This window comes from Helicobacter bizzozeronii (assembly GCF_900196775.1).
Taxonomy (GTDB): Bacteria; Campylobacterota; Campylobacteria; order Campylobacterales; family Helicobacteraceae; genus Helicobacter; species Helicobacter bizzozeronii.
On record NZ_FZLB01000006.1, the window covers coordinates 52039 to 65572 of the forward strand.

11 protein-coding genes are annotated in these 13534 nt (G+C 47.0%); 3 read left to right on the plus strand and 8 right to left on the minus strand.

The genetic code is table 11. The features are described 5' to 3' along the window. Position 1: 1 nt before the first annotated feature. From C5684_RS01015 to C5684_RS01045, 7 genes are all read right to left on the minus strand, one after another. Positions 2-529, minus strand: a complete 528-nt coding sequence (locus C5684_RS01015; protein ID WP_233704280.1) for a hypothetical protein — start codon at positions 527-529, stop codon at positions 2-4. Next, positions 510-1394: a menaquinone biosynthesis prenyltransferase MqnP gene (gene mqnP, locus C5684_RS01020; protein ID WP_034582805.1), complete on the minus strand. Its 885-nt coding sequence runs from the start codon at positions 1392-1394 to the stop codon at positions 510-512. The genes C5684_RS01015 and mqnP overlap by 20 nt, the downstream gene beginning before the upstream one ends. Positions 1395-1431: 37 nt before the next feature. Further along, positions 1432-2631 carry a ComEC/Rec2 family competence protein gene (locus C5684_RS01025; protein WP_233708609.1) on the minus strand — a complete coding sequence of 400 codons (1200 nt, stop codon included), beginning with the start codon at positions 2629-2631 and terminating at the stop codon, positions 1432-1434. A 65-nt stretch (positions 2632-2696) separates the two neighbouring features. Then, complete coding sequence (gene dnaB, locus C5684_RS01030; protein WP_104639135.1) at positions 2697-4280, minus strand: replicative DNA helicase; 1584 nt, start codon at positions 4278-4280, stop codon at positions 2697-2699. Beyond that, positions 4277-5671 (minus strand): NAD(P)H-hydrate dehydratase, encoded by a 1395-nt coding sequence (locus tag C5684_RS01035; RefSeq protein WP_104639136.1) that lies wholly within the window; start codon positions 5669-5671, stop codon positions 4277-4279. The genes dnaB and C5684_RS01035 overlap by 4 nt, the downstream gene beginning before the upstream one ends. 8 nt (positions 5672-5679) lie before the next feature. Then, on the minus strand, positions 5680-6063 hold the full coding sequence (locus C5684_RS01040; protein WP_104639137.1) for a hypothetical protein: 384 nt from the start codon (positions 6061-6063) through the stop codon (positions 5680-5682). A 52-nt stretch (positions 6064-6115) separates the two neighbouring features. After that, the gene (locus C5684_RS01045) at positions 6116-6931 is read right to left on the minus strand and encodes a 3'-5' exonuclease (RefSeq protein WP_104639138.1); all 816 of its coding nucleotides are present in this window, start codon (positions 6929-6931) and stop codon (positions 6116-6118) included. A gap of 28 nt (positions 6932-6959) precedes the next feature. Here C5684_RS01045 and gltX point away from each other — a divergent pair, with 28 nt between their 5' ends. Next, on the plus strand, positions 6960-8390 hold the full coding sequence (gene gltX / locus C5684_RS01050; protein WP_104639139.1) for a glutamate--tRNA ligase: 1431 nt from the start codon (positions 6960-6962) through the stop codon (positions 8388-8390). On the opposite strand, the gene C5684_RS01055 is transcribed toward gltX, so the two are convergent. Beyond that, complete coding sequence (locus C5684_RS01055) at positions 8358-9674, minus strand: hypothetical protein (protein ID WP_104638579.1); 1317 nt, start codon at positions 9672-9674, stop codon at positions 8358-8360. The genes gltX and C5684_RS01055 overlap by 33 nt on opposite strands. Positions 9675-10073: 399 nt before the next feature. Here C5684_RS01055 and tkt point away from each other — a divergent pair, with 399 nt between their 5' ends. Further along, positions 10074-12011 (plus strand): transketolase, encoded by a 1938-nt coding sequence (gene tkt / locus C5684_RS01060; RefSeq protein WP_104639140.1) that lies wholly within the window; start codon positions 10074-10076, stop codon positions 12009-12011. Positions 12012-12013: 2 nt separating this feature from the next. Beyond that, the coding region (locus tag C5684_RS01065; RefSeq protein WP_233708610.1) for a PD-(D/E)XK nuclease family protein at positions 12014-13534 on the plus strand (1521 nt) is incomplete at its 3' end.

The window sequence follows — 13534 nt, forward strand, 5'->3', positions numbered from 1 at the left end:
CTTAATCCGCTTTTTTTAAACTTTCTAATTCTCTCTTGGCAATGAAACCATCAAAATCTTTTACATCTCTAGGGTGCATGCGTGTGATGTGGAGCAAGTGCGAATCAAAAGCCCTTGCTATGATGGGGATACGCTTATAGGGCATGTGGGGGAGTTTAAAACGCATGTAGTAAGTTTGGGAGGGCTCAAAATTAGCCTGATTTGTACCCAAAATGCCATGCCCTAAAACTTCTAAGGTGCTTTGGGATTCTAGGGGTAAATAGTTTATCTGTTGCTCGTTCATCATTTGCTCTAGGTGGTTGAGTTTGGCATAAATCTCAGAAAGAGCCCTTAAGATCACATCCTCGCGATCCTTGCCATAGAAAACCTCCCAATTAGGGGCTTGGATTGCGCCTAAAGAGCCCAAATTTTCATATTCGCTTGCATGCACCTCTTGGTAGGGCGCGTATTCTACAACCAAAGAACAAGCCACCAAGCGGGTAAAATGCCCATGTTGGTTGCAAAGTTGCTTAAAGTGCCCCAAATCCAAGCCGCACACCCCGATCGATGAGGATAAAGATCAAAAACACCACCCCCAAATACCCATTAAACACAAAAAAGGCTTTGGGGATATTTTCAAAATCCTTAAAAACCAACCATTGTTCGTAAAGCAAAATCCCCAAATTCACCAACACCCCCACATACGCCACCACCCCCAAATGCGCGCTATAAACAAACCCCACCCAGCACAGCACCGCCAAAAGATGGCTTAGACGTGAGAGCCAAAGGGTTTTTTGCGCCCCAAAGATGGCAGGCACGGAGTATAGCCCCTCTTGCTTGTCAAACTCCATATCTTGCAAGGAATAGAGCAGATCAAAACCGGCTACCCAAAAGACCACCCCCAAAGCCAGCCACACACTCCACAAGGGCACAGACCCCAAAATCGCCACCACGCCCGCAATGGGGGCTAGCCCCAAGCACACGCCCAGCACCCAATGCGCATAATAGCTAAAACGCTTCATGTAAGAATACCCCCCCAAGATCAACAAAAAGAAAAAGGAGAGTTTGAAGGCTAGGGCATTGATCATATAGCTCACCCCCACAAAGAGCAGGGCATTAGCCACACAAAAGATCAGCTGGGAGAAAACCCCCAAGCTCCCATTTACGCTGGGGCGATCTTTGGTGCGGGCGTTTTTGCGATCAAATTTGCGATCTGCAAGGCGGTTAAAGCCCATCGCAAAGTTGCGCGCGCTTAGCAGAGCCAAGCCACACAAAAGCAAGAGCCAAAGCCCCTTTACAAAACCCACATGCGCTTGTGCCCATGCCACCACGATGGCTATCAAAATGAACATGCCAGAAAAAATGGTGTGCTCGATGGCGACTAACGCACCAAAGAGCTTGAGTTTGCCCCACATGCTAGCCTTTCTAAAAATCCCTATTCTAGCATAAAAATCAATAAACAACACGCAGGGCTAAGAGAGCAAAGAGTCCCAAACCCACCACATAAAGCCCGATATAAGCCCACTTATAACGCATGGCTAACAAAGAGAGACTCACATACAGCCCCAAGAGCCACTTAGGGGTCAGATAGTCCAAAGTGGGGATGTGCCACTCTAGGGCTTTTAGCAAGTAAGGATCAAATACACCCCCCAAGCCTAGAGCATGCAAAATAAGCGTTAGGGGAAAAAAGATCACAAAGACAAAGGCTAATAGGATCGCACTGAGTTGGTAGAGGCTAAAGGGGCTAAAGAAGGCATGCACGATGGGGAGCATGTGGAGGAAAATCACGCTATTAAACAAGAGGGCATAAAGCCAAGCGGGCATTTTGGGGGTGTATTTGATAAACAAAAAAATATAGAACACCCCGCACACCGACAAAATGAAGCCCACATGGCGGATCAGGTTTGGGAAGAGGGCTAAACCCACCAGCACCACTAATAACAAAAACGCAAAGCTCAATAATTCCACCCCGCTAAAAAAGAGCGCAAACGCCCCCACAGCCATCACAAAGGCACGCAAAAATGAGGGTTGGAAATCCAAGAGCACCAAATAAACCCCCATAACAAGCAAGACCAGCACGCCCAAATCATAGGTGCGGTTGCGGTAGGGGAAATAGCGTTGTTGTAAAAAAGTGTAGGGGATTTTAAAGAGGGTGTAAAAAAAGGCACTGAGGATTCCTAAATGAAACCCACTAATGGCGATGATGTGGCTAATGCCTAGCCCCACGCTCACTTGGCGGGTGCGTGTATCCAAAGAGTCGGCTAAAAATAAAGTGTTGTAGAAATTGCCCATCAGTGGATTTTGGTGTTGGGCGTTAATCAAGGTGCGTAGGGGGTTTTTATAATCCTTAGAGGGGCTTAGGGTCAGATAAAAGGTGTGGAAATAACAGCTTTTTAAAAACTCCCAAAAGGAACATTTTGCCATCTTGCCATAGGCTTGCACGAAAGCATAGGTCAAGTCCTTGATGTCCTCTTTGCTGGTGGTGTAAAAGAGATTGCCATGCGGGTCTTTGAGCTTGAGGACATAATAGGGCTGGGGACCCTTAGCATATTGTAAGATCACTTGGGCGTGTATCCTTAGGGGTTTTTTGCCTAAAAATGTTTGGTATTGGGTGTATTTATAGCCCAGTGAGAGGGCAAGAAGGGCGAGCAAGAGAAGGCATGCCCCCAACCAATCGTATTTATTTTGTAAGAGGGGCTGGGCTAAAGAATGTGTTTTCAGTGTTGGATGGGCACAAAGGTCATGGACTCTTTAGGGGCAGGTTCAGGCGCACTGGAAACAAACTCTGACATGTTTGGCATCGTTGTTTCAGGTTCATAAGAGGGCTGTGGTCCTGACATGGTCGTTTCAGGCATGTTCATGTTGGTGGGTTTTTGATCGCCCTCTTGCTCGATGCGATCTTCAAAACGGGTATAAGCCTTGTTAAAACCCACTTTAATCGTCCCAATGCTCCCATTCCGATTTTTAGCCAAAATGATCTCAGCATCCTCCACCCCATTATTTTGCCCAAACTCCAACTTACCCTCATCGCGAAATTGCTTCTCTAGCTTTTTAAGCTCCTCAGTCTTGCCCTCTTTGCGCATTTTTGCCAATAGTTCGTTTTGGGCGCGTTTTTTATAGATCGCATCGCGGTATAAAAACAAGACCTGATCGGCATCTTGTTCGATCGCCCCGCTCTCTTTGAGATCGGAGAGGATGGGGCGTTTGTCCTCGCGACTTTCTAGGGAACGATTAAGCTGGGAGAGGGCTAGAATGGGAATATCTAACTCTCTAGCCAAAGTCTTAAGCCCCCTAGAGATTTCGGCAATCTGCTCGTGGCGTTTGAGATCGCCTCGATCCCCGCTCATCAATTGCAAATAATCCACAATGGCAATGGTGATCTCAGGGTGCTGGTTTTTGAGCTGGCGTAATTTGGAACGCACATGCTGGATGGTTAAAACACTGCTATCATCAATAAATAAGGGCTTTTGGGCGATGTTTTGCGCGCTCCTAGAGAGACTCTCCCAAGCGGGGTCTGTCAAATTCCCCATTTTGAGGTCATGCAGGTGCAAGATAGACAATGAGGAGAGCAGACGCATCATCAACTGCTCCCCGCTCATCTCCATGCTAAAGATCGCCACGCCCTGATTGTGGGTTAGGGTGGTTTGGGCGATATTGAGCACAAAGCTGGTTTTGCCCATCGAGGGTCTAGCCCCAATCACCACCAAATCCCCCTTTTGAAACCCCCCTGTGTATTCGTTGAGTTGGCAAAAACCCGTATCCAAACCCGTAACTTTATTATTGCCCCTGAGTTTAGCCTCTTCAATCATCTTCATGGTGTTATAGACAATCTGTGTAACGGGTCTAAAACTCTTCTTGGCATCTTGTATGGAGATTTGGTACAGGGTGCGTTCCACCTCATCTAAGATCATGGAGCTTGGCTTGTCTTGGGAACATTGCTCTCTGATCTCAATGCTGAGTTGCAATAAGCGTCTGTGGATTGCGGCTTCTTGAATGGCGCGGATATAAGCCTCTAGGTTGGCAATAGAAGAGGTCGCCATGATTTGGGCTAACGCCTCCCGATGCGTTTTGTGGTCGCTGTGTTTGAGCAACTCTCTGTCTAAGAAAGACGCATCAACGGGTTTTTTGGCATTATAAAGCGTACCACAGAGACTAAAAAGCAAGCGGTGGCTAGGATAAAAAAAGTCATCGGGCTTGAGCATCGAAGCAAAATCCTCGTATTTATTGCCCTCCAAAAGAGCCGAAAACACCGCTCTTTCCATCATGATCAAATTTTCTTGGGAAGTGTTTGTGTAGGTCATGGGGTTAAATCTCTTAAGCACTTGATGAGTTCTAGGGGCGTGAGGGCAAAGGAGCAAAAATCTTGAGCTGCTAGAGCATGCGCAAGACTAGCATGGATACTGGCATCCAACAAGCTATAACCCTGTGCCAACAACGCGGCGATCATGCCAGAGAGCACATCCCCACTCCCTGCCTTAGCCAGTGCGCTACTGCCCAGCGTGTTAATATACAAATGCCCGTTGTAGGCAATCAGCACATTGGCACCTTTTAAGAGCAAAACCACATGCGGGTAAGCTTGGCTAAAGGCTAGGGCATAATCTAGTTTAGTTTGCAATAATTCGGGCATGCCCACCTCAAAGCCCACCATGTGCAAGAGGGATAAAAACTCTTTGGGGTGGGGGGTGAGCACCAATTCATAGGGCAATTCTAATAAGTCTTTTAACAAGGGGCAATAAAACATGTCCGCATCAATCACGCATGGACCTTGTTGGAGCATTTGCTCCAAGCAACTGGGCACATTTTGCCCCAAACCCATGCCAATGGCAAAGGCATTTGCTTGGGGTGGCACATCTGGGGCATACATAACCTCTAAGGGCTTGCTATGCTTTAAAAACCCCTCGCCTAAAACGCTCACCATCCCCGCCCCAAAAGCCAACGCACTTAAAGCACTCAGCAAGCCCGCTCCGCTCTGCGCGCCCACAAACACGCACGCATGTCCAAAATACCCCTTATGCGTGTTTTGCTTGACTCGCAAGGGCAGGTTTAGATCGCTTTTTTCCAGCCAAAAAAACGGGCTTTCACTCTCATAGAGCCCCCGCCCCACGCCCAAATCCCCCACGATCACCTCGCCCACAAAATCCTTAGCCACATCGCTAAAAAGAGCCAGCCTCAAAGCCCCCATGCTCACGCTCACATCTGCTTTAAAAGCCACAGAACCCACACACCCCCTAGAGTCTATCCCGCTAGGCACATCGCAAGCCAGCTTAAAGCCCTCTAAGGCGTTCATCTGGGCGATGAGTTCTTGATCTTCTTGGCTCAAATCCCCCTTAAAGCCCGATCCAAAAAGGCAATCCACCAACACGCTACAAGGTTGCAAGCCCAAAACCATTTCCACTTGGGCAGCCAAAGCGCGTTGGTATTGGATTTGGCATAGGGTGCTTTTAGGGGTTTTGGGGGCATAGACACGCACGCTATAAGCACTCCCCTTAAGCTGGCGTGCCAAAGCGTACCCATCCCCCCCATTATCCCCACCCCCACACACGATCAACACCTCTTGGGGGGCTTGCACCCGTGCTAAGATCACCTGCTTTAAAGCATTAGCGGCATTTTCCATGAGCAACTGATCGCTTAGAGCATAGAGCACCTGCGCGCGGTTGTCTAGCTCCCTTTTATCCAAAAAGATTGGTTGCACGCTAGAACCTATTGCACCTTGCGCTCAAAGTCGCCCTTATCAGTCACAATCTTGATCTCTAGGAATTGGGAGGGGGCGCATTTGAGTTCGTAAGCGCTTTCTTGGGAATATTTGAGGTGGTAGTTGAACAAGGGCTGTTTTTTGAACTTGTCCTTGAAGTTGTCCCCGATTTTTTTGGTGATATTGCAAGAATTGCCACGATTGATGATAATATCCTCAACCAACACCGGCTCATTATTTAAGGAAGTGATGCGCATGTAGGTGCGCTTGATCATGCCCTCCATCATCTTCCCCCCCACAGGGCGGTAAAAAACATCAAATTTCAAATCGTGGTTAGGCGCAGCCACCAATAAGCCCGCCCCTAAAAGCCAAAATGCGGCATTTTTTAACATGTTCATCCTTTGTTTTAATGTAGATTGGCGATCATAACAAACCTAGACAAACTCAAGCTTGTAGTTCTTTGTCAAACTCAACTTGCAGAGCTTTGGTGAAAAAGGGGGTGTAGGGTTGATTGGGGGGTAAATTCTCTTGGAAGTGCAATAAAGTATTAAGATAATCCTCTTTGAGCAAATGCCCCTTACTCAGTTCGTATTTCAAATAAAGCCAATAGGTGTTGAGCACATCGCTTTGGCAATAACTATCAATTTGGTCTAATTGCCCTGCATGGTAGAGCACATGGACTTGATCCCCGCTCACATCGTATTTACCCGGCAAGCCACACAACGCACACACCCCCTTTAAATTCAAGTTTTTCAGCCCGCTAAATTGCGTCAAACTATCTAGCAAATCCGTATGAAACGCCTCGCTATAGCGTTGGCGGTAGTTCTCCCATTTGTTTTTATTACGGGCTTGGTTTTCTTGCTCGTAAAATGCATGTGCGTCCAAATTATAGGCTAGGGCTTTGAGCATCAATAAGGGCAGATCAAAGTGCCGCCCGTTAAAAGTGACTAACTTGGGCTGGTGCTTGTTGAAAAATGCCAAAAAATCGGCAATTAAGCCCTTTTCGCTCTTTTGGGCAAGCTGTTTGCCAAAATTACCCACCTTTTTAAAATGCCCGTAGTCATCGGCGATCACGCTGGCAATGGAAATCACTTTGTGTAGATACAAAGGTAAAAAGGCCGTCCCGCTTTGCTCCTTTTGCCACTCAAAAGCCTTTTGGCAAATCTCTAAGTCATTAGTAGCCCCCCCACACATTTGCGGGTAATGCTCCTCAATCAAGGCAACATCAGGCACACTTTCAATATCCAACACGCAGATCATAACCGCCCCTTAAGTTAGCTGTATTAAAATGCCTATTTTAAGATTTTTGGGCTTAAAAAGGACATCTATGGTTGTAACGCGTTTTGCGCCCTCACCCACGGGGCATTTACACATCGGCGGGCTAAGAACGGCACTTTTTAACTACCTTTGGGCTAGAAAAAATGGCGGGAAATTTTATTTGCGCATTGAGGACACCGACTTTAAACGCAACTGCCAAGAGGCGAGCGAGGCGATTTTAAAAGCCTTTGCGTGGGTGGGTTTGGATTTTGATGGGGAGATTATCTACCAGTCCCAACGCTTAAAAGTTTATCAAGAGCATATCCAACGCTTGCTAGATGCAGGCAAGGCTTATCATTGTTACATGTCTAAAGAGGAGTTAGAGGCTTTGCGAGAGAGCCAAAAAGCTAGGGGGGAGACTCCCAGATATGATCGGCGTTACCGTGATTTTACAGGCACACCCCCGCATAACCAACCCGTGGTGCGCATTAAAGCCCCTTTAAGCGGTGCTATCTGTTTTGATGATGGGATCAAGGGGGAGATGGTGGTGCAGGCTAAGGAATTAGATGATTTTATCATTGCGCGCGCAGATGGCACGCCCACTTATAATTTTGTGGTGAGTGTAGATGATGCCTTAATGGGGATCAATGTTGTTATTCGGGGCGATGATCACTTGAGTAACACGCCCAAACAATTAATCTTATATGAGGCATTGGGTTTCACACCCCCCAAATTCTACCATGTGCCCATGATTTTTAACGAACACGGGCATAAACTCAGCAAACGCGATGGGGCAATGGGGGTGATGGATTATCAGGCTTTGGGCTATCTTAAAGAGGGGTTGTTGAACTTTTTAGTGCGTTTGGGCTGGAGTTGTGGGGATCAAGAGATTTTTAGCTTGGCTGAGATGATAAACTTATTTAACCCTGATGATCTCAACAGCGCGCCGAGTTGCTTTAGCTTGCATAAACTCGATTGGCTCAACGCCCATTATATCAAGCAAAGCCCCACAGACCAGCTCAAAGCCCTTTTAAAAGATTTTGATTGCAACCCCTTAGAAAAATTATCCCCCTTAAAACAAGAAGTGTTGTTGCAAGCTCTAAAGGCGAGGTGTGCCACCCTCAAACAAATAGCACTCAGCATACAAGAGATTTTAACCCCCCCTAGCACCTATGAGCTTGATAAACTTAAAAACTTAGAGAGCGCATACAAAGCCCTAGAACCCTTGAGATTTGATCCTAATCTTTTTAGTAGTCCAGAGAGTTTGGAGGATTTTTTACATGCTTTTATGCAAGAACATGGGCTTAAAAGTGCGGCTTTGATGTTGCCCTTAAGATTAGCCTTGCTAGGCAAGGCTGGAGGCATTGGGCTAAAAGATGCTCTCTTTGTCCTAGGGGATCAAGAGAGTCAAAAACGATTAGAAGCCTTTTTAGTTGTGGTGGGCGCGGACAAAATCCACTAGCTGGCGGGTGTCAATGCCAATGGTTACAAATTGTTGGAAAGTGGTGTACCACTTGCCCCCATGCCCATTCAAGCTATGCCCATCGCCCCCGCCCATGAAGTTAAAAAAAGCATCGGCACGCACGCTTAAGAATTTGTTTTTATAGACATAATAAAGGGCAATGCGTTCAAAGTTGGGGGCATGGTACCATGGCAAGCCCGTATAGAGTGCGCGCCCATAGGTGGCGTAAAACTTCATTTGGGGCTTGTCAGAGAAGTAGTATTTGTTATAAAATCCAAAGCCCTTATATTGTATCTCGAAGTCAAATTGCCCCCCAAAGCTATTATACCACTGGCTAGGACCGCAACGATTGCCTGAGCGCACGCAATAATGTTCCTGTTCGCTCATTGTGCCAAAAGCCACCGAGAGCTTATCCAAAAAGGGGGCAAGCCGTTTTAAATCGCTTTTGATATAGCCATAGTAATAAATGCGATCGAGCACCGTGGGGTTAGAATAAACACCGGGTTTGCCAGCCTCGGGTTGCCCGGCGGCATAGGGGTAACCATTGGGCCATAGTGGGTCTTGTCCGCGCATGGCTGGATCGGGGTTGCCCCCAAAGGGATAAGGATCGCCCATGCTATAAGAACTGGTGTTGTGGAAAGCCACAATGCGCCCCCCAAAGCCCAAATAGCCCTTTAAAAACGACCACTCAGAAGCCCCAAAGTAGAGCATTTGATTCATGTTGTAATGGTTGGCGGCGTATTTCTTGCCACCAATGTTGTTCCAGTTACGCCCCCCATACCAGTCAATGATGAACTCCGCCCAGCCATTCCACCAGCGATTAGGGTTGTAAGCAGGTTTATATTGGAACATCGCCCCTCTAACGGTGGGGTCTTTAAACCAAAAGAGCTTTTTAAAGGCGGCTAAAGGGTAGGATGCCATTGTGTAGGTTCTAGGGATGATGCCTACATACGCCCTAAAGTCCTTGCCGACCGCACTATAATACATTGTAACCCCCCAAGAATAGGGGAAGTAGCTATAATGGGTGTGCAAATTTTGGATAAACCACCCCCCAAACATGATGGATTGGTGCTTGTCAAATTGAATCCCAATCTCAGGCATGATTCGGTTTTTCATATTAACAAGACTATTCCAATAAGGGTTATCCTTGCCCGCTAGGTTATAGGTGAAGCTCATAAACTTGAGATCGTAAGCAAAGCTAGCCGCTTGCAAACCCGTGCTCAAAAGCCCACAGAGAGCCACGCTACATGGCAACACTCTTTTTAATACTTTAAAACCTTTCATCACACGCCTTAAAAATGGAATTACAAATGAAACTATATATGCCATTTAATAAAATAAACCTTAAGATAATGTATCATGCTTTCTTATTCTATTTAGTAATCTTTTAGACTAATTGTTTCATAAATGCCTAGTTTTAGTTGCACGGCTCCAACAAGCACCAATCTAGCCTCTTGTTCTAATTGCAAAAGGTGTTACCCCCATTTGGGGGCGTTTTATTCTGCTCCCCTAAGGCTTAAATCTCCCCATACAAGAGCTTTTCTCTCAATACTCCAAATGATGCGCTGGAGGGTATTTTTGCTACTCTGAGCCTCTGGATTTGTTCCAAATACCACTTTTACTCTTTAGCTTGAAGCGGTGGTAAGTATGTTACAATGCGCCCAATCCATCAAAAGGTATCGCATGCAATCTTTAGCCTTAAGCCCCCAAGATTTGCCCACACTCCAAAACATGGCCACCACTTTGCGTTTTTTGTGCGCGGATATGGTGCAACAAGCCAATAGCGGGCATCCGGGCGTGGCGATGGGGTTAGCCGATGTGGGGGTGGTGCTAGGCTTGCACCTGAAAATTAATCCTAAAAACCCGGCATGGCTTAATCGCGATCGCCTTGTATTTAGTGGCGGGCATGCCAGTGCCCTAGCTTATGCGCTCTTGCATCTATGGGGCTTTCATATCAGTTTGGAGGATTTAAAAGCCTTTAGACAACTGGATTCCAAAACCCCCGGGCATTTAGAATACAAGCACACAGAGGGCATTGAGATCACCACCGGACCGCTAGGGCAAGGCTTTGCTAACGCTGTGGGCTTTAGCATGGCAAGTCAATTAGCTCAAGAGATGTTGGGCACAGAGATCATTGACCACAAGGTCTATTGTCTGTGTGGGGATGGGGATTTGCAAGAGGGCTTGAGCTATGAGAGCGCATCTTTAGCCGGGCATTTGGGGCTTAAAAATCTCATTGTGATCTATGATAGCAACGCCATCACCATTGAGGGGGATACCCATCTAGCCTTTAGCGAAGATGTGGGCTTGCGCTTTAAAGCGCAGGGCTGGGAGGTGTTAAGCTGTGATGGGCATGATTTTTTAGACATCGATCGGGCTTTAAGAGAGGCACAAGAGAGCACTAAACCCACACTCATCATCGCTAAAACCACCATCGGTAAGGGGGCTTTGGGCTTGGAGGGGAGTTCTAAGGTGCATGGCGCACCTTTGGGCTTGGAGGTGTTGCAAAACTCTAAGCGGGCTTTAAACTGGGAACACCCCTCCTTTTATATCCCCAAAAGTGTTGTCCTGCATTTCCACATGGAAAAAAACGAGGTGTGGGAGCGTTTGTGGGAGCAAAAGCTCACCCCAAGCATCCAAGAGCAGATCGCCCACTTGCAAGCCAAGGATTTTAGCCAAGTGGCTTACCCCACTTTTGAGGTCGGGCAACAAGTCGCCACACGGGCGAGCAATGGCAAAATCTTAAATGCGATCAGCCAGGCTTACAAAGGCTTTTTAGGCGGGAGTGCGGATTTAGCCCCCTCTAACAACACCACCTTAAGCCACCAACAAGACTTTTCACCCACCCATGCGGGGCGTAATCTGCATTTTGGGATCAGAGAGCATGCCATGGGGGCAATTTGCAATGGAATCGCTAATTATGGCTTGTTTGTGCCCTTTTGTGCGACCTTTTTTGTCTTTAGTGATTATTTGTGCGCCAGTTTGCGCTTGAGTGCCTTGATGGGCAACCAAGTTTTTTATATTTTCACCCATGATAGTATCGGGGTGGGCGAAGATGGTCCCACCCACCAGCCCATCGAACAGCTTAGCCACCTAAGAGCCCTACCTAATTTCTATGTCTTTAGACCCATGGATGCCCATGAAAATGTCCTTTGTTGGCAGGTGGCTTTGAATCTTAAAAAGAGTTGTGCTTTTGTGTTGAGTCGCCAAAACATTGAGGTCTTGCCTATGGGCGATCTAGCAAAAGTGCAAAAGGGGGGGTATGTGCTCTATCAAAGCCCCCAGCCCGTGCAGATCACCTTAGCCAGTAGTGGGAGCGAGGTGCAAGTGTGCTTAAAAGCGGTCTCTTTGCTAGAGGCGCAACAAATTGGGGTGCAAGTGGTGAGCGTGCCTTGCTTTGATTTACTCTTAGAGCAGGATCGCGCGTATTTAGAGGGGCTATTTGTAGGCAAGGTGTTAGCCATTGAGGCTAGCCGTGGGTTGGAATGGTTTAGATTTGCGCATGCGCTTGTGAATATGGAGAGTTTTGGCAAGTCCGCCCCGGGCTCTGTGCTCTTCAAACATTTTGGTTTTAGCCCTGAAACAATCGCTCAAAAAGCGCAAAGTTTGCTGGAGAGTTAGCTATGTCTGCTGGGAATATTTTGTATGTCTTTAGTAGCCGCCGTGCGTGCAATGCCTTTTGCGCCCAACAAGAGGACGGGTTTTTACCCACCATTTGGAGCGTGTCAGAGTTTTATAGCCAAGTGAGCTATGTGCCCCATTTGCAAAAAATCCCAGAGGGCGTGCGCCAAGTGCTCTTAATGCGTGCGATCCAAGAGGTGCAAGAGGAGGGCGTTTTAAAAGATTCAGAAAACTTGATCGTATTTGAAAAGACCTTTTTAGGGTATTTGGATGGGAGTGCCTTTGTAGCCCATTTTTTTAGCGAATTAGCCCAATTTGATCTTAACATCGCCCAAATCCCTAGCCAAGACACCTACGGGGATTATGCCTACCATTTGGAGATTTTGCAACGCATTTACGATCGCTACACCCAAGCCCTGCAAGCATGGGGTTTTTACGATCCGCTATTAGCCATTAAACCTATCTTGCTCCCCAGCGTGTTGCAAAAATTTAGCCAGATTGAGTTTTACATGGAGGGCTTTTTAAATGCGCGCGAAAAAGACATGCTCTTTAAAATCAATGAGATAGTGCCCGTGATCTTACACACCGCTTGCGATCGCTACAACAAGGATTTTTTAGATTTTCTGCACCTAGAACTTAAGATCGATCACACCTACGCACTGGATTTACGCGCCCTTGTTAGCGGGCAAAACCCCATTTTACACAGCACACACACCCCCTTTAATAAAGACAAAATCCGCATTTGGGGCTTTAATGAACGCATGGAACAAATTGGCTTGGCTTTAGCGCGCGTGCAAGAGTGGCTTAAAGAGGGCTTAGAGCCTAGCAAACTAGCCATCATCACGCCCAGCCCAGAGATGAATACATGGCTCAAACTCCTAGACATTAAGGGCAATTTGAATTTTGCCCGCGGGAAAGAAGCACGCGTGATTTTTGAGTCCTATTTAAAAGCCCTTGAAAATTTGGCACCAGACCCGCATAGCTCCAAGCCCCCCCTAGAGCAACTCCAACAAGCATGCCAGCAATGTTTGCACGAGGCTTATAGCACCCCCCCACATAAGCTCCAAAGCTTTAATGAGGAGTTTATGCGCACCTATGCCCCCATCCAAGCCAGCCTGAAGGGCTATGGGTTTAAGGACTTGCTAGAACTTTATATGCGTGCTCTCAAGGATTTACGCATTGATGATGTGGGCGGGGGGAAGATCAAGGTGCTCGATGTGCTAGAAACTAGGGGTTTGCACTTTGAACATGTGGTGTTGCTGGATTTTAACGATCACCTCGTGCCCCATATCAAGGATCACGATCTCTTTTTAAACACCCCCACCCGCCAACGCCTCAAAATCCCCACTTTGCAAGATAAATTGAACCTCAAAAAGCACTATTATTACCAGCTTTTGCAAAACAGCACCCAAGTGGATATTGCCTATAGCCAAGCCAACAATGGCACTTATTCTAAGATGATCTTAGAACTCCAACTACTTAATTGTTGCCAAAACAAAAACAGCCCGCCCCCCTTCAAGCTC